This window comes from Streptomyces sp. NPDC021080, from assembly GCF_044333225.1.
GTDB lineage: Bacteria > Actinomycetota > Actinomycetes > Streptomycetales > Streptomycetaceae > Streptomyces.
Genome location: NZ_JBIRQM010000005.1, coordinates 553,480 through 576,652 on the forward strand (window position 1 = coordinate 553,480; position 23,173 = coordinate 576,652).

20 protein-coding genes and 1 pseudogene are annotated in these 23,173 nt (G+C 73.2%); 9 read left to right on the plus strand and 12 right to left on the minus strand.

Annotated features, from left to right (window positions below):
• Positions 1-43: 43 nt before the first annotated feature.
• Positions 44-703 carry a histidine phosphatase family protein gene (locus ACH4S8_RS15565; RefSeq protein WP_398394004.1) on the minus strand — a complete coding sequence of 220 codons (660 nt, stop codon included), beginning with the start codon at positions 701-703 and terminating at the stop codon, positions 44-46.
• Positions 704-832: 129 nt separating this feature from the next.
• Positions 833-2,050: a pyridoxal phosphate-dependent aminotransferase gene (locus ACH4S8_RS15570; protein WP_398394006.1), complete on the minus strand. Its 1,218-nt coding sequence runs from the start codon at positions 2,048-2,050 to the stop codon at positions 833-835.
• 84 nt (positions 2,051-2,134) lie between these two features.
• On the opposite strand from ACH4S8_RS15570, the gene ACH4S8_RS15575 reads away from it, so the two are divergent.
• On the plus strand, positions 2,135-2,773 hold the full coding sequence (locus ACH4S8_RS15575) for a winged helix-turn-helix transcriptional regulator (RefSeq protein ID WP_398394008.1): 639 nt from the start codon (positions 2,135-2,137) through the stop codon (positions 2,771-2,773).
• 272 nt (positions 2,774-3,045) lie between these two features.
• Here the strand turns inward: ACH4S8_RS15575 and ACH4S8_RS15580 are convergent, their stop codons facing one another.
• From ACH4S8_RS15580 to ACH4S8_RS15590, 3 genes are read right to left on the minus strand one after another with little or no spacing between them, the layout of a single operon-like run.
• A complete protein-coding gene (locus tag ACH4S8_RS15580; protein WP_398394010.1) occupies positions 3,046-3,903 on the minus strand; it encodes a hypothetical protein in 858 nt (285 codons plus the stop codon).
• The gene (locus tag ACH4S8_RS15585; RefSeq protein WP_398394012.1) at positions 3,903-5,165 is read right to left on the minus strand and encodes a VWA domain-containing protein; all 1,263 of its coding nucleotides are present in this window, start codon (positions 5,163-5,165) and stop codon (positions 3,903-3,905) included. The genes ACH4S8_RS15580 and ACH4S8_RS15585 overlap by 1 nt, the downstream gene beginning before the upstream one ends.
• Positions 5,166-5,219: 54 nt before the next feature.
• Positions 5,220-6,731, minus strand: coding sequence for an IucA/IucC family protein (locus ACH4S8_RS15590; RefSeq protein WP_398394014.1), 1,512 nt, complete (start codon positions 6,729-6,731; stop codon positions 5,220-5,222).
• 84 nt (positions 6,732-6,815) lie between these two features.
• On the opposite strand from ACH4S8_RS15590, the gene ACH4S8_RS15595 reads away from it, so the two are divergent.
• The 3 genes from ACH4S8_RS15595 (at position 6,816) to ACH4S8_RS15605 (ending at position 9,708) form a co-directional block, all read left to right on the plus strand.
• Positions 6,816-8,354: an IucA/IucC family protein gene (locus ACH4S8_RS15595; protein ID WP_398394016.1), complete on the plus strand. Its 1,539-nt coding sequence runs from the start codon at positions 6,816-6,818 to the stop codon at positions 8,352-8,354.
• Between the two features lie 158 nt (positions 8,355-8,512).
• On the plus strand, positions 8,513-9,427 hold the full coding sequence (locus ACH4S8_RS15600; RefSeq protein WP_398394127.1) for a HipA family kinase: 915 nt from the start codon (positions 8,513-8,515) through the stop codon (positions 9,425-9,427).
• Positions 9,424-9,708, plus strand: a complete 285-nt coding sequence (locus ACH4S8_RS15605) for a SelT/SelW/SelH family protein (protein WP_398394018.1) — start codon at positions 9,424-9,426, stop codon at positions 9,706-9,708. The genes ACH4S8_RS15600 and ACH4S8_RS15605 overlap by 4 nt, the downstream gene beginning before the upstream one ends.
• Positions 9,709-9,714: 6 nt before the next feature.
• Here the strand turns inward: ACH4S8_RS15605 and aceB are convergent, their stop codons facing one another.
• Both aceB and ACH4S8_RS15615 read right to left on the minus strand, forming a co-directional pair.
• Positions 9,715-11,349: a malate synthase A gene (aceB, locus tag ACH4S8_RS15610; protein ID WP_398394020.1), complete on the minus strand. Its 1,635-nt coding sequence runs from the start codon at positions 11,347-11,349 to the stop codon at positions 9,715-9,717.
• A 313-nt stretch (positions 11,350-11,662) separates the two neighbouring features.
• Positions 11,663-12,262: an NTP transferase domain-containing protein gene (locus tag ACH4S8_RS15615; protein WP_398394022.1), complete on the minus strand. Its 600-nt coding sequence runs from the start codon at positions 12,260-12,262 to the stop codon at positions 11,663-11,665.
• A gap of 210 nt (positions 12,263-12,472) precedes the next feature.
• On the opposite strand from ACH4S8_RS15615, the gene ACH4S8_RS15620 reads away from it, so the two are divergent.
• Positions 12,473-12,796: a DUF5955 family protein gene (locus ACH4S8_RS15620; protein WP_398394024.1), complete on the plus strand. Its 324-nt coding sequence runs from the start codon at positions 12,473-12,475 to the stop codon at positions 12,794-12,796.
• A gap of 39 nt (positions 12,797-12,835) precedes the next feature.
• Here the strand turns inward: ACH4S8_RS15620 and ACH4S8_RS15625 are convergent, their stop codons facing one another.
• Together ACH4S8_RS15625 and ACH4S8_RS15630 are read right to left on the minus strand one after the other, a co-directional pair.
• Positions 12,836-13,468 carry a response regulator gene (locus ACH4S8_RS15625; RefSeq protein WP_398394026.1) on the minus strand — a complete coding sequence of 211 codons (633 nt, stop codon included), beginning with the start codon at positions 13,466-13,468 and terminating at the stop codon, positions 12,836-12,838.
• 545 nt (positions 13,469-14,013) lie between these two features.
• Positions 14,014-15,288: pseudogene (locus ACH4S8_RS15630) on the minus strand (sensor histidine kinase); the annotation flags it as partial.
• 223 nt (positions 15,289-15,511) lie between these two features.
• Here ACH4S8_RS15630 and ACH4S8_RS15635 point away from each other — a divergent pair.
• Both ACH4S8_RS15635 and ACH4S8_RS15640 read left to right on the plus strand, forming a co-directional pair.
• Positions 15,512-16,549: an FtsX-like permease family protein gene (locus tag ACH4S8_RS15635; RefSeq protein ID WP_398394028.1), complete on the plus strand. Its 1,038-nt coding sequence runs from the start codon at positions 15,512-15,514 to the stop codon at positions 16,547-16,549.
• A gap of 137 nt (positions 16,550-16,686) precedes the next feature.
• Positions 16,687-17,373 (plus strand): ABC transporter ATP-binding protein, encoded by a 687-nt coding sequence (locus tag ACH4S8_RS15640; RefSeq protein WP_398394030.1) that lies wholly within the window; start codon positions 16,687-16,689, stop codon positions 17,371-17,373.
• 74 nt (positions 17,374-17,447) lie between these two features.
• On the opposite strand, the gene ACH4S8_RS15645 is transcribed toward ACH4S8_RS15640, so the two are convergent.
• Positions 17,448-18,251, minus strand: a complete 804-nt coding sequence (locus tag ACH4S8_RS15645; protein ID WP_398394033.1) for an IclR family transcriptional regulator — start codon at positions 18,249-18,251, stop codon at positions 17,448-17,450.
• A 346-nt stretch (positions 18,252-18,597) separates the two neighbouring features.
• On the opposite strand from ACH4S8_RS15645, the gene allB reads away from it, so the two are divergent.
• Together allB and alc are read left to right on the plus strand one after the other, a co-directional pair.
• Positions 18,598-19,938, plus strand: coding sequence for an allantoinase AllB (gene allB / locus ACH4S8_RS15650; protein ID WP_398394035.1), 1,341 nt, complete (start codon positions 18,598-18,600; stop codon positions 19,936-19,938).
• A gap of 47 nt (positions 19,939-19,985) precedes the next feature.
• Positions 19,986-21,110 (plus strand): allantoicase, encoded by a 1,125-nt coding sequence (gene alc / locus ACH4S8_RS15655; protein ID WP_398394037.1) that lies wholly within the window; start codon positions 19,986-19,988, stop codon positions 21,108-21,110.
• 234 nt (positions 21,111-21,344) lie between these two features.
• Here alc and ACH4S8_RS15660 read toward each other — a convergent pair whose 3' ends face one another.
• Complete coding sequence (locus ACH4S8_RS15660) at positions 21,345-22,094, minus strand: 3-oxoacyl-ACP reductase family protein (protein WP_398394039.1); 750 nt, start codon at positions 22,092-22,094, stop codon at positions 21,345-21,347.
• A 101-nt stretch (positions 22,095-22,195) separates the two neighbouring features.
• Positions 22,196-23,086: a hypothetical protein gene (locus tag ACH4S8_RS15665; protein WP_398394041.1), complete on the minus strand. Its 891-nt coding sequence runs from the start codon at positions 23,084-23,086 to the stop codon at positions 22,196-22,198.
• Between the last annotated feature and the right edge of the window lie 87 nt (positions 23,087-23,173).

Genomic DNA, 23,173 nt, shown 5'->3' on the forward strand with positions numbered 1-23,173 from the left:
TCCACCGGTCGGTGGAGCCGCGGCGCTCCGGCCCGGCCGCGGCTCAGTGTTCCTCCGTCCCCTCTCCCGCCGAGGAGGACGTGGAGGGGAAGTCATGGGAACAGTACGCGTCGGGTCTGACATTCCAGCCTGCCACCACATGCCGGCGGTGCTCCGTGCTCAGCCGGCTCATCGTCCCGGTGCCGAGCTGGAAGACGGCGCCGGACTGGGCGGTCAGGCCGAGCCGCCGCGCGGTCAGCACCCGCAGGAAGTGGCCGTGCGAGACGACCACCACGCTGCCCTCCGACTCGGCGAGCGCCGCGTCGATCCTGGCCAGCGCCCGCTCGGCGCGCACCCCGACCTGCTCCGGGCTCTCGCCCGGGTGCTCGGGCGGTCCGGGTGCGACGCCGTCGGTGAACAGGAACCAGTCGGGCCGCTCCCGGTGGATCTCGACGGTCGTGACCCCCTCGTACCCGCCGTAGTCCCACTCGCACAGGTCCGGGTCGACGCGGGCGTGGCCGATGCCGGCCAGCTCGGCCGTCTCCCGCGCCCGGCGCATCGGGCTGACGAACGCCGCCGCGATGTGGTGCCGGGCGATCAGCGGGCGCAGCCGCCGCGCCTGCTCACGGCCGTTGTCGGTCAGCGGGACGTCCGTCGACCCCGTGTGCCGCCCGGACATCGACCATTCGGTCTCACCGTGCCGTACGAGGAGCAGGTCACCCATCGTCGCGCCCTTTCCGTCCTCGTGTCGCTGTCGTCCCTCGTACGGTGTCACCCGGCGGGCGCGGCCGCAGCACCGGGTCCTCCGGTCGGCCCACCCGGGGCTCGGCTCCTCGGCCGGCCCACCGGTGTCTCAGCCCTTCTCCTGCCGGTACCCGCTCAGGAACCGCCCGATCCGGCTGATCGCCGCGTCCAGGTCGTCGGCGTGCGGGAGCGTGAGGATCCGGAAGTGGTCCGGGCGCGGCCAGTTGAAGCCGGTGCCCTGGACGACCTGGATCTTCTCGCGCAGCAGCAGGTCGAGGACGAACTTCTCGTCGTCGTGGATCGGATGCACGGCGGGGTCGATGCGCGGGAACGCGTACAGCGCGCCCTTGGGTTTGACGCACGAGATGCCGGGGATCTCGTTGAGCTTCTCCCAGGCCCGGTCGCGCTGTTCCCGGAGCCGGCCGCCGGGCGCGGTCAGCTCGTGGATCGACTGGCGGCCGCCGAGCGCGGCCTGGATGGCGTACTGCGCGGGGGCGTTGGCGCACAGCCGCATCGAGGCCAGCATCGTCAGCCCCTCCAGATAGCTGCGCGCGTGCTGCTTGGGGCCCGTGACGACCAGCCAGCCGGAACGGAAGCCGGCCACGCGGTAGGTCTTGGACAGCCCGCAGAAGGTGAGGACCACCAGGTCGGGGGCGAGGGCCGCGGCCGAGTGGTGCACCTCGTCGTCGTAGAGGATCTGGTCGTAGATCTCGTCCGCGAACACCATCAGACCGTGCCGGCGGGCGAGATCGAGGATGCCCTCGACGATCTCCTTCGGATAGACCGCGCCCGTCGGGTTGTTGGGGTTGATGATGACGACCGCCCGGGTGCGGTCGGTGATCTTCGCCGCCATGTCGTCCAGGTCCGGGTACCAGTCGGACTGTTCGTCGCACAGGTAGTGCACCGCCTTGCCGCCGGCGAGGGTGGTGACGGCCGTCCAGAGCGGGAAGTCCGGTGCGGGGATCAGGACTTCGTCGCCGTCCTCGACCAGGGCCTGCACGGCCATGGAGATCAGTTCCGAGACGCCGTTGCCGAGGAAGACGTCGTCCACGCCGACGTCCAGACCCCGGTCCTGGTAGCGCTGGGCCACGGCCCGGCGGGCGGACAGGATGCCGCGCGAGTCGGTGTAGCCGTGCGCCCGGGGCAGCATCCGGATCATGTCCTGGAGGATCTCCTCCGGCGCCTCGAAACCGAAGAGGGCCGGGTTGCCGGTATTGAGGCGCAGCACGCTGTGGCCCGCCGCCTCCAGTGCGTCGGCGTGCTCGATCACCGGGCCGCGGATCTCGTAACAGACCTCGCTGAGTTTGCTCGACTGCCGGAACTCCATGCGCTGCGCCCTCCGGTTGTGGTGTTGCTTGGTTTTACCAAGTGGGAGCTTGGAAAGTCCAACAAGATAGCTAGACTGCATCGCATGCCACCGCGCCGAAGCTACGACCAGTACTGTTCCGCAGCCCGTGCCCTCGACGCCGTCGGAGACCGGTGGACCCTCCTGATCGTCCGCGAACTGCTCGGCGGACCGCGCCGCTACACCGATCTGCACGCCGATCTGCCGGGTGTCAGCACCGACGTCCTCGCCTCCCGGCTCAAGGACATGGAGCGCGACGGACTGGCCACCCGCCGGCGCCTGCCGCCTCCGGGCGCGGCCTACGTGTACGAACTCACCGGCCGTGGAAGGGATCTGCTGCCCGTCCTGCAGGCGCTGGGGGAGTGGGGCGCGCCCGCGCTGGGCGAGCGGCGGCCCACCGACGCCGTACGGGCCCACTGGTTCGCGCTGCCGCTGCTGCGCGGGCTGGGCGCCGCCGGGTCGGGGGAGGGGCTGATCGAAGTCCGCCTGGACGAAGGCCTGTTCCATGTGTGGCTGGGCGCCGGGGAAGGGCCGCTCTACGGGGACGGGCCCGCCCCGCGGGAACCGGACGCCCGGCTGGCGCCGGACGCGCGGACGCGCGAGGCCCTGAACCGGGGCACGGTGACGCTGCTCGACGCGCTGCGCGAGGGACGCGTCGACGTGACGGGCGACGGACCGCTCGCCAAGGCGCTCCGCGAGGCGTGACACCGCCGGCACGGGCGCGCACCCGGGACTGCGCGGCGGGGTCGCCCGCTTCGGACCCCGCCCGCGCACGGGCCCGTCGTGCCCCGCGCGGGCCTGCCGACCGCGCGCGGCCCGTGGCGCCGCGCATGGCCCGTCGTACCGCGCACGGGCCCGTCACGCCGTGCAGGGACCCGTCGTGCCGCGTACGGCCCCGTCGTGCCGCGCGCGGAAAGCGAGAGGCCCGCGCCGCTCCCGTCAGGGAGCGGCGCGGGCCTCGGTCCACGGCCTGAGGGTCAGGCGCCCGGCGGAATCCGGGACGGGCGTCCCCTGCCCCGCGTCAGCGAGTATCCCCAGATGCCGGCGAGGGCCGCGAGGATGCCGCCGATGCCGGTCCACACCCAGCGGTCGGACCACCAGCCGGAGGTGTCGGGCCGCAGCGAGGACAGCGTCGCCGTCTTCGAGCCGGAGCTGTCGTCCGTGACGTCGTCGGAACCGTCCTTCTCGGGGTTCTCGGCGGTGGCGATGCCCGGGACCAACGGCTTGGCGAGCGAGCCGTCGACCGCCGCCGAACCGCCGATGTCCTTGGAGTCCACCTGGAGTTGCGTGCTCATGGGCAGACCCAGATCGGCCGCCCCGAGACCGGTGGCGGTCAGCCGGACGTAATAGGTGCCCGGCAACGGGTCGTTGGCCCAGGTCTCCGACCAGGCACGCACGGTGCGCAGGGTGCAGGACAGTTCCACGGAGGACGCGTCCGCCCCCGCCGTACGGGTCTGCGCCCCGTACTGGCAGGCCTGACGGCGCCGCAGCCCGTCGTACACGTCGATCTGCCAGGTCTCGGCGCCGGCGCGCCTGGACGCCTCGGGCAGCTTCACCGTCGCCTTCACGGTGGGCCGCTGCCCGGCGTCCGCGGGGAACTGCCAGTACAGGTAGTCACCCGTGGAGGCGCCGGCCGTGGCCTGCACGCCCTGCTCGATCTCGGTCGCCGTACGGAACGACGTACCGGCCTCGGTGGGCGTGGAGTCGTCGCCCGAGGGGCTCGCGGACGGCGTGGAGTCGGCGAGAGCCGGGGAGGCGGCCGCGCCGAGCAGCGCGGGCGCCGCGACGGCGCCCGCGAGGAGGGCGGCCGTGCTCAGTACACGTCGGATACGCATCAGTTGGTCCTCCAGACCGAGAACCGCCAGCGAGAGATCCAGCCCCACAGCAGACCCGCGAGGAAGCCGGTCAGCACCAGGGCGCCGAGCAGCCACCAGCCGCGTCCGAGGCCGAAGGAGGCCACGTCACCCGCCTGGTCGGGACCGGCGACGACGTCGACCGTCAGTTCCAGCGGCATACCGGGCGTGGTCTTCACACCGGATGCGGCCGAGAACGAGTTGGACACCTGCAGACACACGATCTCGGCGGGCGCGTTCTCGTCGTCGCTCTCGGCCTTCGGGTAGCGCAGACCGGTCGAGACGACGTCGGTGCGGCCGTTCCCGGCCGACTCGCCGCGCACGATCTCCCGGCCGTGCACGGTCACGGCACGCAGCAGCACCCCGTAGTCGGGGTTGACCTGGCGGTCGGCCGCGATGCTCACCGAGGCGCGCAGCTCCTTGCCGGGCGCGACCTCCACCCGGTACCAGCGGTGCTGGGCGAACTCCTCACGGTCGGTGTAGATGCCCGACTTGACGGTGGGAGCCCCGGTGCACGAGTCGGCGCCCTGCACGGCCACCGGCTTGACGACCGGATCGGCGGCGCGGTCCACCAACTGGTTGACGCGGTCGCTGAGCTGCTCCTTGTGCTCCACCGAGGTGTACGTGCCACCCGTGGCCTCGGCGATGCAGCTCAGCTGCTTGCTGACCTTGACATCGGGCACCAGGCCCAGGGTGTCGATGGTCAGGTCGATGCCCTTGGCCGCGATCTCACGGGCCACCTGGCACGGGTCGAGCGGCTGGCAGGTGTCCTCGCCGTCGCTGATCAGCACGATGCGACGGGTGCCCTCACCGCCCTGGAGGTCGTCGGCCGCTTTGAGCAGCGCGGGGCCTATCGGGGTCCAGCCGGTCGGGCTGAGGGTCGCGACCGCGGTCTTGGCCTCGGTGCGGTCCAGCGTCCCCACCGGGTACAGCTGGGCCGTGTCCTTGCAGCCCGTCTTGCGGTCGTCCCCCGAATAGTTGGCGCCGAGGGTGCGGATGCCGAGCTGGACCTCCTGTGGCGTCGCGTCGAGTACTTCGTTGAACGCCTGCTTCGCCGCGGACATCCGCGACTCGCCGTCGATGTCCCGGGCCCGCATCGAACCGCTGACGTCCAGCAGGAGTTCGACCTTGGGCGCCAGCGCCGTGGTTTCGTCGGCGACCGCCCCGGCCGGGAAGGCGATCCCGGCGGCCAGGAAGGCGAGCAGGGCGCAGGCGCCCGCCGCCAGCCGTTGTCTTGTGATCATCGGCGGATCCTATTGATCAAAGGTGCCGATCGTAAAAACGAGAGGTGTCCCGCGTCAGGACGGGCCGGCTCCGGCGAGCGGCTGAGGAAGCAGTGTCCACAGGTCACCGGGGGTGCCGGGGGACAGCCGCATCAGAGTCAGCGCCTTGGTGGGGAGCGGCTCGCCGAGGAGCGCGGAGAGGTCCGCGGTGCGCGGGAGCTCCGGCGCGGCACTCGCGAGCGCCTCGCGCAGGGCGGCCGCCGAACCCGCCGTCGCGCCCAGCGCGCCGCCGACGAGGGAACCGAAGAGTTTGCGGCGCAGGGCCCTCTCGTCGTCGGTCACGATGCGCCCGGACACCTCCGGGACCGGGACGCCGTGGCGGGCCAGCCGGGCCGGGCTCACCCGGATGTCGGCCAGGTCGCGGTAGACGAGCCGGACGGGGGAGTCCGCCCGGTCGAGGATCACGAGCAGGTTCTGGCCGTGCGCCTCCAGGGCCACTCCGAGCTCCAGCAGCCGCAACCCCACGGTGAGGACGAGCCGGGTGAACTCGGCCAGCCAGGCTGCCTTTCCGGGCAGGCCGGTCAGGGCGAGCGCGGCCACCGGGACACACCGCTCGTCCTCGCCCGCGTACCCGTCCGGCGACTCCCGCACCACCGCCGCGAGATCGGGGGAACCGGCGGTGGCCGCGCCGAGGGTGCGGGTGATGTGCAGCGGCGCGCCCAGGCGGGCCGTCATCTCCTCCATGAACGCCGAGACCGTGTCCGCCGTCCGCACCGAGTACACCGAGATGTCCCGCACCGACGAGGTCAGCCGTGCGCTCAGCGCCGTCTTCACATGCGGCCCCTCCGGCACCGCCAGGGTGCGCAGGGACATCAACGGGCGGGCGGCGAAACCCTCCTGGACCGGCACGTCCAGCACATGGGCGACCTGCCAGGGGTGCACCGGGATCAGCACCCGCTCCCCGTCCCGCAGCCACTTCGGCCACTCGCCCGTGACGAGGGCGTCGTCCACCGCCACCAGACCCAGCCGCACCGACGTCCGGTGCTCCGGCCCGTACGCGAGCTGCTCGGCCACCGAGAAACCCGGCCGCGCACGGCAGTTGGGGTGATACGGGTGCCCGTCGACGATCCGCTGCTCCCACGCCCAGCTCTGCGCGGACGGCCCGGGCACGCCGGCGGACGTCCGGTCCGCCCGCGACAGCGCCAAGGAGGCCACGCTGTCCCCGAGTTCGGCCGAGAAGGAACCACCGTGCGGCACGCCGAGCGCTTCCACGAGCTTCTCCGGACGGTCGTACTCCCGCTCGCCGAGCCGCACTTCGGTGACGTAGGCGGACGTGGCGTACGGGTCGGGGCGCGGCCCGCGCAGCCGGCGGCCGTCCGCCAGACGGATCGTGAGGTGCTCCCGGTCCGCGTCACGCCCCGCGATCCACGGCAGCGGCTCGTACGCCAGCGCACGCCACAGCCGGGTCAGCACCGCGGCCCGGGCACCGGGCAGAGCCCGCGCGTACGGCACCGACAGCCCGGGGCGTACGACGCTCAGCTCCTCGGCGAACGCGGCCTCGGTGTCGGGCGTTGAGGAACGGGGCACGGGCGGGCTCCTTGGGTACGGGGACTGCGTCGTGATCCTCCGCCGCGGCGGAGATACTGATCACCAGTGCACCGTATGAATCGAATGGACCGGATGGATCGCGTGGACTTCAAGCCGACCGTGTTCCCCCAGCTCACCGCGGGCGACACGGACGAGGCCGCCGACGCGTACGCCGCCGCGCCGTTGCTCAATTGTCTCCTTCGCGAACTGGCGGAGCCCACGGGGCGGCCGGGCGTCCACCGGCTGCGCGCGAGCGGCCGGGAGCTGCGCACGCGGGGGACCCGGCGCCCCTTCGCACCCGAGGTGTACGCCGACGGGGCCTGGCACCGGCTCACGCACCGGGAGCTGGTCGCCCTCGCCGCGGACGAACTGCGCCTGTTCACCGGCGTGGACAACACCCGGCTGCCCGCGGAGATGACCGACAGCCGGGACGTGGTCGCGGCCCTGCTGCGCGCCCGCGCCCGTACGACGCCGCCCGAGGACCCGTACCTGCGCTCCGAACAGTCCCTGATCATGGGGCACCCGTACCACCCGGCACCCAAGACACGCGGCGGCGGCCCGGCCGCCGGCTGGCTGCCGTACGCACCCGAGGCGTACACCCGCTTCCCGCTGGAACTGCTCGCCGTGCGCGAGGACGCGGTCGTCGAGGAGGGCGACACACGGGCGCTCGACACCCTGGGCCGGGCTCCCGCCGGGTACCGGCTGCTGCCCGCCCACCCCTGGCAGCTGGCCCTGACCGGCGCGAGTCCGGCGATCCGGGACGCCTTCGCGGACGGCCGCCTCCTGCGCCTCGGGCCGACCGCCCGCCCGCTGTGGCCGACGGCCGCCGTGCGCACGCTCCACGCTCCCGAGGACGACCTGTTCCTCAAGTTCAGCCTCGACGTCCGCATCACCAACGACATCCGCCGGCTGTGGCGGCACGACCTGCTGAAGGCGCGGGCCACCGACGCGGCCACCGCCGCCGCGTTCGCCGCGCAGGACGGGCCCGCCGCCTGGCTGAGCGACCGCGGCTGGCGCACCGCCGGCTTCGCCTTCGAGGAACTCGCCGTCCTGGTCCGCGACGGGCTGCGCGGCCACCTCGTTCCCGGCGCCACCCCGCTGCTCGCCGCCGCCCTCGTCGAGGGCTTCGACGGCAGCCCGCTCGACCGGCTCACCGACCCCGCCGACTGGTGGGCCGCCTACCTCCGCCAGGTGGTGCCCCCGGTGCTGGAGGCGTTCGCCCGCCACGGAGTCGTCGTCGAGGCCCATCTGCAGAACACGCTGGTGGCCGTGGACGCGGACGGCATGCCGGTCCAGGCCCTGTTCCGGGACGCGGAAGGCGTGAAACTGCTGCCGGGGGTGACGCGTGCGGCCGGCTGGGAACGGCTCGTCTACTGCCTGATCGTCAACCACCTCTCCGAGCTGGCCGCCCTCCTCGCCGAACGGTTCCCCGGAACGGACCCCTGGCCCGCCGTACGACGGGAACTCCACCGCCGGGGCGCGGACCACGACCTCCCCGAGACCGCCGCGCTGCTCTCCTCGCCCACTCTCCCGGGCAAGACCAACCTGCTGCTCCGCTGGACCGACGCGGACGGCGCCGCCGCCCGCTATGTACCGCTGCCGAATCCATTGGCCGGGCCATGACACCGGATCTCCCGCCCGGCCCGGCCCGCCCGGCCGGCTCGGTGCGGAAAACCGGGCCCGCGCTGCTTCCGCGGACCGATCGGGGAGTATTCCCGGGGTCGCATCGCGTTGGAACCTGTCGTGGAACGCAAGACGAAAGAACCGTGGGGCTCTGGAACATGCTGAGGACGGTCGCTGCCACCCGCTACGTCGCGCCCCTGCACTCCGGCGGCTCCGTGCCCGGAGTCGTCGAGGCCGACGACCTGGGGACCTATGTCGTGAAGTTCACGGGGGCCGCCCAGGGCCACAAGGCGCTGGTCGCCGAGATCATCGTCGGTGAGCTGGCCCGGGCCCTCGGGCTGCGCTTCCCCGAACTGGTCCTCGTCCGCTTCGACCCGGCCGTCGGCGGGCACGAACCCCATCAGGAGGTCCAGGACCTGCTCCGGGCCAGCGCCGGGCTCAACCTCGGCATGGACTACCTCCCGGGCGCGAAGGACTTCACCCCCGAGGTCGCACGGACCTTCCCGGTCGACCCGCTGGAAGCGGGCAGGGTGATCTGGCTGGACGCCCTCACGGTCAACGTGGACCGCACGGTGCACAGCTCGAACCTGATGATCTGGCCCACCCTCGGGATCGCGCCGCCGCGCCTGTGGCTGATCGACCACGGCGCCGCACTCGTCTTCCACCACCGCTGGGACGCCTCGGCGCCGGAGAAGGCCTACGACTTCAGGAGCCACGCGCTCGGCGGCCACGGCCCGGACACCCGCGCGGCCGACGCCGAACTGGCGCCGAAGGTCACCGGGGAGCTGCTGCGCACGGTGCTGGCGCAGGTGCCCGACGCCTGGCTCACGGACGAGCCGGGCTTCGCGAGCCCCGACGCGGTCCGCGAGGCGTACGTCGGCTATCTCCTCGCCCGTGTCCGCGCCTCCGCGGCCTGGCTCCCCACGGACTTCCCGAGTCGCGAACAGCTCGCGGCCGAGGACGCCGACCGCGCGGAGCGGACCCAGCGGGGCCGCCCGAGCTGGCTCAAACGCGTCCCCGACCTGCACGGCAAACCGGCGGCGGAACAGGATTGGTCGGTGCATCTGGGATGACGGACGTCCAGCGGGTCCAGATCGAGTACTGCACCCAGTGCCGCTGGCTGCCCCGCGCGGCCTGGCTGGCCCAGGAACTGCTCACCACCTTCGAGGCGGAACTCGACGAGCTGTCCCTGAAACCGGGCACCGGCGGCGTCTTCGTCGTCCGGGTCAACGACGAGGTGGTCTGGGACCGCCGCGAGCAGGGCTTCCCCGAGCCGACCGCGGTCAAGCGGCTGGTACGCGACCGAGTGGCCCCGGAGAGATCCCTGGGCCACTCGGACCGGACGGCGGAGTGAACCGGGTCAGCCCCTCAGCTGCTCGTACGCGGGCAGCGTGAGGAAGTCCACGTAGTCCTCGTCGAGGGCGACCTCGAGGAGCAGGTCGTGCGCCTGCTGCCAGCGGCCGGCCGCGAAGGCCTCCTCGCCGATCCCGGCGCGGATGCCGGCGAGTTCGCGCGCGGCGATCTCACGGGCCAGCTCCGGGGTGGCCGCCACGGTCCGGCCGTCGTGCTCGAAGACGACCCCCGCGTTGATCCACTGCCAGATCTGCGAGCGCGAGATCTCGGCGGTGGCGGCGTCCTCCATGAGGTTGAAGATGGCGACCGCGCCCAGGCCGCGCAGCCAGGCCTCGATGTAACGGATGCCGACCTGCACGGCGTTGACCAGACCGTCGTACGTCGGCCGCGCATCGAGCGAGTCGACGGCGATGAGGTCACCGGCCGCGACCGACACGTCCTCGCGCAGCCGGTCCTTCTGGTTGGGCCGGTCGCCGAGAACGGCGTCGAAGGAGGCCATCGCGATCGGGACCAGGTCGGGATGGGCCACCCAGGAGCCGTCGAAGCCGTCGCCCGCCTCACGGTCCTTGTCGGCCTTGACCTTCTCGAAGGCGACCTTGTTGACCTCCTCGTCGCGCCGCGAGGGGATGAACGCGGCCATGCCGCCGATCGCGTGAGCACCCCGCTTGTGGCAGGTGCGGACGAGGAGTTCGGTGTACGCCCGCATGAACGGGGCCGTCATCGTGACCGCGTTGCGGTCCGGCAGGACGAACTTGGTCCCTCCGTCCCGGAAGTTCTTGACGATGGAGAAGAGATAGTCCCAGCGGCCGGCGTTCAACCCGGAGGCGTGGTCGCGGAGTTCGTAGAGGATCTCGTCCATCTCGTACGCGGCCGTGATCGTCTCGATCAGGACGGTCGCGCGGACCGTTCCCTGCGGCACGCCGACGTAGTCCTGCGCGAAGACGAACACGTCGTTCCACAGGCGGGCTTCGAGATGGGACTCGGTCTTGGGCAGGTAGAAGTAGGGGCCCTTGCCGAGGTCGAGCAGCCGCTGCGCGTTGTGGAAGAAGTAGAGACCGAAGTCGACGAGCGCGCCGGGCACGGAGGTGCCGTCGGCGGCGACGAGGTGACGTTCGTTCAGATGCCAGCCGCGCGGCCGCATCACGACGGTCGCGAGCTCGGCATCCGCCTTGAGGGCGTACGACTTGCCGGAGCCGGGGTCGGTGAAGTCGATGCTCCGGGTGTACGCGTCGATCAGATTGAGCTGACCGGTGACCACGTTCTCCCAGGTGGGCGCCGAGGCGTCCTCGAAGTCCGCGAGCCAGACCCGGGCGCCGGAGTTGAGGGCGTTGATCGTCATCTTGCGGTCGGTGGGGCCGGTGATCTCGACCCGGCGGTCCTCGAGCGCGGCCGGAGCCGGGGCCACCCTCCAGGAGTCGTCCGCCCGGATCGCGGCCGTCTCCGGGAGGAAGTCGAGCGTGGAGGTGCGGGCGATCTCGGCGCGCCGCTCCGCGCGCCGGGCGAGGAGCTCGTCACGGCGGGGCGTGAACAGCCGGTGCAGCTCGGCCACGAAGGCGAGGGCCGCTTCGGTGAGGACCTCCTCCTGCCGGGGCAGGGACTCGGCGTCGACGATGGCCAGCGGGGACGGCGCTGGTGCGGACATGAGCTGTCACTTCCTTCAGCGAACTACGTGCGGGCGATCTGCTTACGGGCGGGCCGTGGACGACGGGCGAGTCGTGTACGGGTCCTGCGGGTGCGCCGCATGCCGGTCGAACGAGCGAACCACGGACGGCGCCACCGCGCCTGGCACCCGGTGCCGCGGCACGCGGCGAGGGCGTCGGGCGCCTTCGGCGCGCTGCGGTCCGGCACGACGCTTCTGATCAGTGGATATTAATTTCCTCATGGTGGAAGTTCAATGGTTTGTTGACATCGAGATTCTCCATGCCGACGCGGGGTGGCGCTCGGTGCCACCCCGTTCACTCGAGGTGGACCAGGTCGGCCTCCGTGTCGATGTCGTACGCCCGTGCCACGTCCCCGCACTCGACGAGCGTGACCGCGTCCGCGTGGGCCAGCAGATAGGCGCGCGCTCCCCGGTCGCCGGTGGCCGTCGCCGCGATCCCGGCCCAGTGACCGGCCCCGAAGAGCACCGGATGACCGCGTTCACCGTCGTAGGCCGCCGCGGCGAGCGTCGACGGGGAGGCGTACGCGGCCAGCACCCGCGCCACCGCCTCGGGGCCGATCCCGGGCTGGTCCACCAGCGACACCAGCGCGGCCCGCGCCCCCGAGCCCGCCAGCGAGCCGAGCCCGGCCCGCAGCGAGGAGCCCATGCCCTCCTCCCAGCGGGGGTTGTCCACGAGGACGCACCCGGCGAGCGACGCCTGATCCCGTACGGCGTCGGCCCGCGCGCCGAGGACGACATGGACGCGGGCGCAGCCGCCGGCGCGCAGCACCCCCACCGCGTGTTCGACGAGCGGGCGCCCCCGGTGGGGCAGCAGTGCCTTCGGGCGGCCCCCGAGGCGCCGTCCGCCTCCGGCCGCCAGCACCAGGCCCGCCACCTCGTCCTTGTTCTCCGTCATGTCCCCTGCATACCCGACCGGGCCGGAGCCCGCCCCGGAACCCGGACCGGCACCGCGGTGTCGGCGGGCTGAATTTCGGTCCGCGCGGTGGCGCCCGGCGCACCAGGTGGCGTTTACTGGCCCGCGTCCCCCGGCGCCCGACCACCGTCACGGGGAGCTGAAGCCGCCATGGGCGGGATTGACGCACAACGGCGCGCGAGGGGGAGAGCTGTGCTGCGGAGCTTGGGGCAGAGGCCGGTGACGGGCAGCGACGAGGATCCGAGGGTGGCGGAACTGCGTACCGCCGTCGCCCGGCTGCGCCGTGAACTCGCCGTGCATCCGGTCGAGTTCGCCGATCGGGGGATCGCCGAGGACGAGCTCGCGTCCCTCGCCGCGATGGCCGCCGGAGGTGCCCCGGAGATCCCCCGGCTGCGCCGTTCGCTCCTCCTGGTCGCGGGCGCGATCGGCTCGGTGAGCGCTCTCGCGACCCGTCTCGCGGACGTCCGCAGCGCGGTCGAACTCTTCGGGGAGCCCCCGCACCGCAGCCGGCGCTGACCTCCCTCGGCGTCCTCCGCGGAAGCCCTCCCGGCCCCCTCAGCGTCCTCTGCGGATGACACCCCGCTCGGTGGCCGCGGCCACGGCCGAGGTGCGGGAGTCCACACCCAACTTCGCGTAGATGTGCACCAGATGGGACTTCACGGTCGCCTGGCTCAGGAACAGCTTCTTGCTGATCTGCTGGTTGGACAGCCCGTCCTTGACCAGTTCGAGGACCTCCAGTTCCCGGCGGCTGAGGGCGGCGGCCGGAGTGCGCATGCGGTCCATGAGCCGGTCGGCGACCTTCGGGGCGAGCGCCGAGTGACCCGACGCGGCGGTGCGCACGGCCGCGGAGAGCTCCTCGGGAGGGGCGTCCTTGAGGAGGTAGCCGCAGGCGCCCGCCTCGACCGCGGCGAGGATGTCCGCGTCGGTGTCGTACGTGGTCAGCACGAGGACCCGGGGTGCGCCGGGACGTGCGGTGATGGCCGCCGTGGCCTCCGCCCCGTGCATCCCGGTGCCGAACTGGAGGTCCATGAGGACGACGTCCACGTCGTCGGCCCCGGCCCGCTCCACCGCGGCCTCCGCCGTCGCCGCCTCCGCGACGATCTCGAAGTCGGGCTCCGCGGACAGCACCGCGCGCAGTCCGGCGCGGACGACGGGGTGGTCGTCCGCGAGCAGCAGGCGGACGGTCATGTCCGGGTCCCCCCGGCGCGTGCGGGCCCGAGCCGGACGGCGTCGGCAGACGCGGCCTCGGCCCCGGTCCCGGCGTTGGTCCCGGCCCCAGGACGGGCTCCGGTCCCGGCCCCGGAGCCGAACCTGATCCCGAACCCGGTCTCGGATGCGGCCCCGGCCCCGGCTCCGGTCTCGGCCCCGGCCCTGGACCCGGCCTTGGACCCGGCCCCAGACCCGGTTTCGGTCCTGGCCCCGGTTTCGGTCTCGGCCCCAGACCCGGTTTCGGTCCCGGCCCCGGTCTCGGCCCCGGTCTCGGCCCCGGACCTGGCCCCGGTCTCGGTCCCCGTCCCGGTCCCGGTTTCGGTCCCGACCCTGGTCCCGGTCCCGGTTTCGGTCCCGACCCTGGTCCCGGTCCCGGTTTCGGTCCCGACCCTGGTCCCGGTCCCGGTTTCGGTCCCGACCCTGTTCCCAGTCCTGGTCCCGGTCCCGGCCCTGGTCCCGGTATCGGTCCCGGACGTGGTCTCCAGCGCTGTCCCCGGTGCCGTCCCGCGCGGTTCCGTGGTGGCGGGCAGTGGCAGCGTGACCGCCACCGCCGTGCCCTGTCCGGGCGCCGACTCGACGGTGAACGTCCCGCCCAGCGACCGTGCGCGCGAGCGCATCGCGGGAAGCCCGAAGCCGCCGTCCCCGCTGTCGCCCTCCGAGCCGTCCTCGGCCTTACGGGCCCGGTCCGCCCGCTCCTGGTCCGCCCGCACCCGGTCCGCCGGATGCCCGTCCGCCCGCTCCCGGCCCGTACGGTCCCCGCCCGGGCGCACGCCGCCGGGGGTGAAGCCGGTGCCGTCGTCCACCACGTCCAGGGCGACCGAGGTGTCCATGAAGCTGAGCGTGATCTCCACGCGATCCGCGTGCGCGTGGCGCAGCGCGTTGGCGAGCGCCGACTGCGCGATCCGCAGCAGGGCCACCTCGTACGGGGTCGGCAGCTCGTCCGGGGGCCCGCTCGTCGAGAAGTGGACCTTCGGCGTGTCCACGGCGGCCGACCGGCACAGCCGTTCCAGCGCGGCGGCCAGCGAGCCGCGTTCCAGATCGGGAGGCGTGAGCGCGCGGACGAAGCGGCGGGCCTCGGCGAGGTTGTCCTGCGCGGTCGCGCGGGCCTGCTCCAGATGCGGGGCGGCCGGGGAACCGGCGGGCAGCAGACGCTGCGCGGCTCGCATCAACAGCTGGATGCTGGACAGGCCCTGCGCGAGCGTGTCGTGGATCTCGCGGGCGAGCCGTTCCCGCTCGGCGAGCGTGCCCGCCGCGCGTTCGGCCTCGGCCAGCTCGGCACGGGTGGCGACGAGCTCCTCGATCAGCTCGCGGCGGCGCTCGCTCTCCCGGTACAGCGCCTCGTACCCGAGGACCGTGGCGACCGCGACCCCCGCCCCGAGCAGCGGGCCGATGAACGCGCCGGGCGTGAGGGGCGCGCCGTGCGCCACGAAGCTCGCGACGGCCGCCCCGGCGGTCAGGGCGACCGCGGGCAGGCTCCAGCGCACCGGCAGCAGGTGCAGCTGCAGGAAGTAGAGCGGGAACGCCACCCACAGGCCGTCCGGCGAGAGCGCGACCAGCACCAGCCAGCTCGCGCTGAGGCCGGCCACCCACAGTGCGGCCGCCCGCCGTGAGCGGTGCACCGCCGGGGAGACCGCGCCCGCAGCGAGGACCGCGCCCGTCACGAGGACCGACAGGACGACCGCCGTCGGATGCCCGGTGTCCCCGGAACGGACGGCGGTCAGCAGGAGGAGGCCCGCGAGCAGGACGTACAGGCACAGCCGCAGGACGGCGACGACGGGGGAGCGGCGGCGGACATTCATGGTCGTTCCAGGGTAGGCGGGGCAGGGCCGGCCCCGGTCAACCGAAAGGTTGAAAGAGGGCTGCTCCCTTCGTCGGCGCGGCGCCGCCCCCGCGTGGCCGAGCGGTCCGTCCTCCGGTCCCGCCCGGTGCGACCCCCGGTGATCCGGGCGCCCCTCCTTCGGCCGGGGTGAAGCATGCGCCGGAGCGATGCCCCGGACACCGTCCGGGCGGCAGGGTCGAGGCATGTTCGTCGCATGGAGAGACCTCCGGTTCGCCAAGGGGCGGTTCGCCCTGATGGGAGCCGTGGTCGTACTGATCACCCTGCTCGTGGGGCTGCTGTCCGGGCTGACCGCCGGGCTCGCCGAGGAGAACACCTCGGCGGTCACCGCCCTGCCCGCCGACCACCTCGCCTTCGCCGCGCCGGCGGCCGGGCAGCCCGTGTCCTTCACCGGCGCGCGGGTGTCCGATCGTGCCCTGGAGACCTGGGCCGGCAGGCCCGGCGTCACCTCCGCCGAGCCGATCGGCGTCCGCACGCTGAACGCGGCCGCCGGGAGCCGTACGGCCGCGGTGTCCTCGTTCGCCGTGCGGCCGGGCTCGGGCATCGCCCCGCCGGGGGTGGCCCCCGGCCGTGCCGTGCTGTCCGAGAAGGCCGCCGCCGCGCTGGGGGTGGGACCGGGGGAGCGGGTACGGCTCGGCGGCGCCGAACTGACCGTCGCGGCCGTGGCCGGCCGGGCCTCGTACAGCCACACCCCCGTCGTCTGGACCTGCTTCTCCGGTCCGGCGACCGTGATCGCCCTGCGTACCGACGGCGCCGACCTGCGGGCGGCCGACCGTGCCGCGGGCACGAAGACCTTCACCAGGACCGACGCCCTCACCGCCATCGGCTCCTATCAGGCCGAGAACGGCTCGCTCCAGCTCATGCGCGGTTTCCTCTTCGTCATCTCGGCACTCGTCACCGGGGCGTTCTTCACCGTCTGGACGATCCAGCGGGCGCCCGACATCGCCGTCCTGAAGGCGCTGGGCGCCTCCACGCCGTACCTGCTGCGCGACGCGCTCGGCCAGGCGGTGTTCATGCTCACCGCCGGGACGCTGCTCGGTACCGGGCTCGCCGCCGGAGCAGGCGCCCTCGTGCGGGGCGGCGACGTGCCGTTCGCCCTGGACGGGCCGACCGTGCTCGGACCCGCCGCCGTGACGATCGCTCTCGGGGCGCTCGGCGCGGGTCTGTCCGTCCGCCGGATCACCGCCGTCGACCCGCTGACCGCGCTGGCGGGCGTCCGATGAGGGCGGGAGAGCGGAAAGCGGGAGACCAAATCGCAGAAGGCCGGAGTGCAGGAGACCGGAGTGCAGGAGACCGGAGTGCAGGAGACCGGAGTGCAGGAGACCGGAGTGCAGGAGACCGGAGTGCAGGAGAGCGTCTGATGAGCCTGACCCTTGAAGACATCACCCTCACCTATCCCGACGGCGACGGTCGTCTGACCGCCCTCGACGGCGTCGGCCTCCGGGTTCCGGCCGGAACGATGACGGCCGTCGTGGGCCCCTCCGGGTCCGGCAAGTCCAGCCTTCTCGCGGTCGCCGCGACCCTGGTCGCCCCGGACTGCGGGCGCGTGCTGGTCGGCGGTACGGAGACGCGGTCGCTCACCCCCGCCGAGCGGGCGGTCCTGCGGCGGCGTGAGATCGGGATCGTGTTCCAGCAGCCGAACCTGCTGCCCTCGCTGACCGTGCTGGAGCAGCTCCAGGTGATGGGTCACCTGGACGGGCGCCGCCAAGTGACCCGGCGAGCCAGGGAGTTGCTCGCCGCGGTCGGACTCGGGGACCTCGCGCACCGGCGCCCCCACCAGCTGTCCGGCGGTCAGCGCCAGCGGGTGAACATCGCCCGCGCGCTGGTCAACGAGCCGTCGGTGCTCCTCGTCGACGAGCCGACCAGCGCACTCGACCACGAACGCGGCGCGGCGGTGCTCGACCTGCTGCTCCGGCTGACCCGTGAACGCGCCACGGCGACCGTCCTGGTGACACACGACCGCGCCCGCCTCGGCGAGGCGGACGCGGTGCGGGAGATGACGGACGGCCGCCTGGCGGCACCCGTCACGGCGCCCGGGACGCGGTGAGCCGGCCGTGGAACGGGTGTCCCCGAGGCGGGGTGGGGCGGGGGCGGAGTGGAACGGAGTGAGTCGGCCCTCGGTCAGCCGGCACCCGGACCCGAACTGGCCAGGGCCTCCGACAGCTCGGCCGCGACCTGCTGGAGCACCGGCACGATCTTCTCGGTGGCGGCCTCGGTGACCCGGCCGGCCGGGCCGGAGATCGAGATCGCGGCGGCGGTCGGGGAGTCGGGCACGGAGACGGCGAGGCAGCGGACGCCGATCTCCTGCTCGTTGTCGTCGACCGCGTAGCCGGTCCGGCGCACCTCGTCGAGCGCGGCGAGGAAGCCGTCCGGCGTGGTGATCGTCTTCTCCGTCGCGGCGGGCATCCCCGTGCGGGCGAGCAGCGCGCGCACCTCGTCGTCCGGGGTGTGCGCCAGCAGGGCCTTGCCGACACCCGTGGAGTGCGGCAGCACCCGGCGGCCCACCTCGGTGAACATGCGCATCGAGTGCTTGGAGGGCACCTGGGCGACGTAGACGATCTCGTCCCCGTCGAGCAGCGCCATGTTCGCGGTCTCGCCGGTCTCCTCCACCAGCCGCGCCAGATAGGGGCGGGCCCAGGTGCCGAGGAGCCGGGAGGCGGACTCGCCGAGGCGGATCAGACGGGGACCGAGCGCGTACCGGCGGTTGGCCTGCTGGCGTACGTATCCGCAGGCCACGAGGGTGCGCATCAGCCGGTGAATGGTGGGCAGCGGCAACCCGCTGCTCGCGGAGAGCTCGCTCAGACCGACCTCGCCCCCGGCGTCCGCCATGCGCTCCAGCAGATCGAAGGCACGCTCGAGGGACTGGACGCCGCCACTGGCGGCGGACGATCGGGCGTCGGTGGTGCTGGCGCTGGACGGCGGCACGGCGGCGGTCCTTTCGGGGCGCGGAATCGAGCGGGATGACCCGAAGAAATCTCGAGGAGCGGCAGGTGGCGGGCGGGCAGAGACGCAGCCTACCCGGCAGCCGATCGGCTGCCGGGTAAGGTACGGCCACATTCTGCTCACCGGAAGCTCTATTTCACGTTGCGGAAACTTCCCCTGTCGAGCACGTCGGGTGCCGGAGCGGGCCGGGTGTGGAGGAGGGTGGAGAAGAGGGCCCTTGACGGCGCGGGGGCCGGAGTGAAGACTTCTTCAACAGAAAGTTGAATTCCGTTACGCGGAAGCAACCCTGCGGCAACGGGAGTCGACGGCGGCGGAGAGAGGGGTCCGGGTGTCCGATGCCGAACTGGTGCTGCGCTCGACGCGTGTCATCACTCCCGAAGGGACACGCGCCGCTTCGGTCGCGGTCGCCGCGGGGAAGATCACGGCCGTGCTGCCGTACGACGCCGAGGTGCCGTCCGGTGCCCGGTTCGAGGACTTCGGCGACGACGTCCTGCTGCCCGGCCTCGTCGACACCCACGTCCATGTGAACGACCCCGGCCGCACCGAGTGGGAGGGCTTCTGGACGGCGACACGCGCCGCGGCCGCCGGCGGCATCACCACCCTGATCGACATGCCGCTCAACTCCCTCCCGCCGACGACGACGGTCGCCGGCCTCCGTACGAAGCAGGAGGTCGCCCGCTCCAGGGCGCACGTCGACGTCGGCTTCTGGGGCGGTGCGCTGCCCGGCAACGTCGAGGACCTGCGCCCCCTGTACGACGCCGGTGTCTTCGGGTTCAAGGCCTTCCTCTCGCCGTCCGGGGTCAAGGAGTTCCCGGAACTGGACCAGGAGCAACTCGCCCGCTCCCTCGCCGAGATCGCCGGCTTCGGCGGCCTGCTGATCGTGCACGCCGAGGACCCGCACCACCTGGCCGCCGCCCCGCAGAAGGGCGGCCCCGACTATGCCGACTTCCTCGCCTCGCGCCCCCGTGACGCGGAGGACACCGCCGTCGAGAGCCTCGTCGCCCAGGCCAGGCGCCTCGACGCGCGGGTGCACGTGCTGCACCTGTCGTCGAGCGACGCGCTCCCGCTGATCGCCGCGGCCAAGGCGGACGGCGTCCGGCTCACGGTGGAGACCTGCCCGCACTACCTCACCCTGACGGCCGAGGAAGTCCCGGACGGCGCCAGCGAGTTCAAGTGCTGCCCGCCCATTCGCGAGGCTGCCAACCAGGACCTGCTGTGGCGGGCGCTGGCCGACGGCACGATCGACTGCGTGGTCACCGACCACTCGCCGTCGACCGCCGACCTCAAGACGGACGACTTCGCGACCGCGTGGGGTGGCATCTCCGGCCTCCAGCTGAGCCTGTCCGCCGTCTGGACCGAGGCCCGCAGGCGCGGCCACGGCCTGGAGGACGTGGTCCGCTGGATGTCCTCCCGTACGGCACACCTGATCGGCCTGGACGACCGCAAGGGCGCCGTCGAGGCGGGCCGCGACGCCGACTTCGCGGTGTTCGCCCCCGACGAGACCTTCACCGTCGACCCCGCCGCGCTGCAGCACCGCAACCGGGTGACGGCGTACGCGGGCAGGACTTTGAGCGGCGTCGTGAAGTCGACGTGGCTGCGCGGCGAACGCGTCTTCGCGGACGGCGAGTTCACCGACCCGAAGGGCCGGCTGCTGACCCGTACGACCTGATCCCCCGCCCCGCGGCGGCCGACTCCCGAAAGGAACCCCTGATCACCGTGACGGCGACCCAGAGCTTCACCGGAGACGCGAACCCCTACGGAGGCGGCGACCCGTACGCGGACTACCGCACCGCCGACTTCCCGTTCACCCGGTACGCCGACCTGGCGGACCGGCGACTCGGCGCGGGCGTCGTCGCCGCCAACGACGAGTTCTTCGCCCAGCGCGAGAACCTCCTCCTGCCCGGGGCCGCCGAGTTCGACCCCGAGCGCTTCGGCCACAAGGGCAAGATCATGGACGGGTGGGAGACCCGACGGCGCCGCGGCGTCTCGGCCGAGCACCCGTGGCCGACCGCCGAGGACCACGACTGGGCCCTGGTGCGCCTCGGCGCCCCCGGTGTCGTCCGCGGGATCGTCGTCGACACGGCACACTTCCGCGGCAACTACCCGCAGGCGGTGTCGGTCGAAGGCGCCTCGGTACCCGGTTCGCCCTCTCCGGAGGAACTCCTCGCGCCCGACGTGAAGTGGACGACCCTCGTACCGCGTACCCCGGTCGGCGGTCACGCAGCCAACGGATTCGCCGTCTCCGTGGAGCAGCGCTTCACCCACCTGCGTGTCAACCAGCACCCCGACGGGGGCATCGCGCGGCTGCGGGTCCACGGCGAGGTCGTGGCCGACCCGCACTGGCTGTCCGCCCTCGGCACCTTCGACGTCGTCGCCCTGGAGAACGGCGGACAGGTCGAGGACGCCTCCGACCTCTTCTACTCACCCGCCACCAACACCATCCAGCCCGGACGCTCGCGCAAGATGGACGACGGCTGGGAGACCCGCCGGCGACGCGACCACGGCAACGACTGGATCCGCTACCGCCTCGTCGCCCGGTCCGAGATCCGCGCCATCGGGATCGACACCGCGTATCTGAAGGGCAACAGCGCCGGATGGGCGTCGGTGTCGGTGCGGAACGACGACGAGGGCGACGCGGGGGAGTGGACGGAGATCCTGCCCCGCACCCGTCTCCAGCCCGACACCGACCACCGCTTCACGCTCGCCGTACCCGCCGTCGGCACGCACGCGCGCGTGGACATCTTCCCGGACGGCGGCATCTCCCGCCTGCGTCTCTTCGGCTCCCTCACGCAGGAGGGGGCGGCGGCGCTGACGGCACGGCACCAGGAACTGGGCGGCTGAGCCGTCGGGCCCCGGCCGGTCCAGGTTCGGGGCCGGGGCCGTGCCGGGACCCTCGCACTCCTGACGAGGGCCCCGGCACGGCAGGCAGGGACCGCCCGCAGCACCCCCTGGCCCACAGCGCCCGCAGCGCCTTCCGGCGTGCGGGGACCGCCCACCGTGCCCGGCCTGCCTCCCCGCCCGCCACCGCCCGCGACGGCCGGCCCGCTCCCGTGCCCTGCTAGGCCGCGTGCCCTGCTAGGCCGCGTGCCCTCCGTCCACCGCGAACTCCGCCCCCGTCACGTACCCCGCCTCGCTCCCCGCCAGATACGCGACCATCGACGCGACCTCCTCGGCGACGGCGAAGCGGCCCACGGCGGTCATCGCGCTCTGGCCCGGGGCGTACGGGCCGTCCGCCGGATTCATGTCCGTGTCGACGGGGCCGGGATGGACGATGTTGGCGGTGATCCCGCGGGCGCCCAGTTCCCGCGCGAGTGCCTTGGTCAGGCCGATCAGCGCGGACTTGCTCATCGCGTAGAGCGTTCCCCCGGGGCCGGGGACCCGCTGTGCCATGCAGCTCCCGATCGTGATGATCCGCCCGCCGTCCCCGAGGTGCGGTGCGGCGGACCGGGAGGCCAGGAAGACCCCCCGGACATTCACGTCGAGCACCCGGTCCACGTCCGCCAGGGACAGGGACTCCAGCGGCCCGAGCACACCGACCCCGGCGTTGTTGACGAGGACGTCGAGCCGCCCGAACTCCGCGACGACCCGGTCGGCCGCCGAGCCGGACGCCGCCGGGTCGGCGGCGTCCGCGCACAGCGCCAGCCCCCGGCGCCCGAGCGCCTCGACACCCCGTACGACGTCCTCCGCGGCCTCCTTGCCGCTCACGTAGGTGACGGCCACGTCCGCACCCTCGCGGGCCAGGCGCAACGCCGTCGCGGCCCCGATGCCCCGGCTGCCACCGGTCACGAGGGCCACCCTGCCGTTCATGTTTCCCTGAGAAGTCATGCACCCATCCCAGCGGCCGCGCGGGTCCGACGCTGGCGGCGAACGGACACCGAATTCCCCGGGCGGGGGTGTGAATCCCGTCTGACTCGGCCTTTGACGGGTCAGCATCGGCGGTCGTGGATCGTTCGCAGCCACGGTTCCCTGATCGCCGGCATGCGTGTGAGCGTGTACCGGAACGCCTTCATGGACGGCTGGAGCGGGTAGTACGGGTGCGGTGGCAGGGGATCGTCCCGTTCCACGCCCGGCGGCAGCCCGCCGACCACCGGCAGCCGGGTCCGGTGCGGCGGGAAGGCGAGCTCGGCCCAGAGAGCGGCGTCCATGGGGACCGGCACCGCTCCGGCGCGCGGCTGCCAGGCGTCTCCGGTCTGAGGATGAACCGGCACCAGCGCCAGGTCGGTGGCCGGCTCGCCGTACCCCGGCCCCGCCAGGTCCAGTTGCTTCGCCCCTTTCCCGGCGGGCAGCAGCGCGCCGAGTGCCCGGCCGAGGAGTTCGGCGACCGGCCCGGGTGCCACCTCGACCGGCGCGCCCCCGGAGGCCACCACCACCTGGGCGAGAGCCGCGCCCGCCGGGATGTCCCGGTACCTGCTCAGCCGGTGCCACAGCGCGTCGGTGGCCAGCAGCTCCGACCACTCCATGACCGGGCGCTCCGGCGGGCCGGGCAGCCGCACCACGGCCTGCGGGACGAGCCGGACGACCTGCCAGCACCCGCAGTCGTCCATCCTCGTGCCGACCGGCAGATCGCAGCCCAGACAGGCAAGGTTCGGCCCGTCCCTCCCGTCGATCCCCATGCAGTAGCCCGCCACCCGCTCCAGGATCAGCCGGGTGCCGCGGATGTCGCCGGGCGCGAGAAGGACGGTGTCCGACGGTCCGTCGGACAGTGTGCCGAACGGCGGCCCGTACGGAGCGGGGTCGACGGCGTAGGTCCCGCCTTCCAGCAGCGGCGGATGCAGCGTCTCCCAGTGGGTGTCGGCCAGGTGGACCGGCAATGCCACCTGGGACACCGCCGCTGTCAGGACCGCACCGCAGCCCGCGCACCCGAACACCGCCAAGCCGTCCCCCCCGACCTCGAAACCCTTGGA